Source organism: Rhodoplanes azumiensis (assembly GCF_042682915.1).
Taxonomy (GTDB): domain Bacteria; phylum Pseudomonadota; class Alphaproteobacteria; order Rhizobiales; family Xanthobacteraceae; genus Rhodoplanes; species Rhodoplanes azumiensis.
Genome location: NZ_JBHUIW010000075.1, coordinates 1 through 1053 on the forward strand (window position 1 = coordinate 1; position 1053 = coordinate 1053).

Here is a 1053-nt window from a genome sequence, read left to right on the forward strand (position 1 = left end):
TAGACCGGTTTTCGCTCACGTTGGTGCATAGCCTGCGTGTCGGATGAAATTTCTGCATTCGCGGGGGTGGATAGCGCGCAGGATGGTTCTGATCCGACGCTGGAGGCCTGGCACGGTTCGCTCCGCTGCCTTCCTCAGCAGAGCTTTGATCTTGCTGAAGACCTGCTCGATCGGATTGAGGTCCGGGGAGTACTGCGGCAGGTAGCGCAAGGTCGCGCCGGCGGATTCGATGGCGTCCGCGACGCCGCGTACCTTGTGGGTCGGAAGATTGTCCATGATTACGGTGTCGCCGCGCCGCAGCGTGGGAACCAGGCACTGCTCGACATAGGCCAGGAAGGTTTCGCCGTTCATCGCTCCGTCGATCACGCAGGGCGCCACCATGCCGCTTCGCCGCAGCCCGGCCACCAGCGTGATGGTCTTCCAGTGCCCGTGCGGGGCGAAGGCGAGCAGGCGCTCGCCGCGCGGGCTGCGGCCCCGCAGCCGAACCATGCTGGTCGTGACCGCGGTCTCGTCGATGAAGACCAGTCGGGCGGGATCGAGCAGACCCTGCTCGCGCATCCAGCGACGACGGGCGCCGGCGACGTCAGGCCGATGCTGTTCGGCGGCGTGCAGCGTTTTTTTTGACCGTGATGCCGTGCCGATCGAGCAGCCGCCACACCGCGCTGACGCTGCCCGGCAGCCGCCGCTTCCGAAGTTCCGACACGATCTCCTCGAGAGTCAGGTCGGGTTGCTCGGCGATCAAGCCCAGCAGCCAGTCCGCGTGCTTCTCCAGGGGCGATCGGCTCCCTCCGGAGGGTTTGGCGCGCGCACTGCCCTCGTCGCGCCAGCGTTGCAGCCACCGTACCGCCGAGCTGACGCTCACATCGAAGCGCTCCGCGGCCTCCCGTCGTGACGCTCCCGCCGCGACGGCCTCGATCACCCGTGCGCGCAGGTCAGTCGAATAGGCTCGTGACATCGATCGTCTCTTCCCCGACGAATCAGTGTCAACAGACTCTCCCAGCTCACCCGCCCAGGGAATCCCCCGGCGATTCAGCCACACCGAAAACCGCTCTA

At 66.4% G+C, this 1053-nt stretch carries 1 protein-coding gene; it reads right to left on the reverse strand.

Annotated elements, in window-relative coordinates; genetic code table 11:
• Positions 1 to 15 precede the first annotated feature (15 nt).
• A protein-coding gene (locus tag ACFSOX_RS23625; protein WP_378480266.1) for an IS630 family transposase occupies positions 16 to 955 on the reverse strand; the annotation gives its coding sequence in 2 pieces (ribosomal slippage) (positions 16 to 634 and positions 633 to 955; 942 coding nt in all).
• Positions 956 to 1053 lie beyond the last annotated feature (98 nt).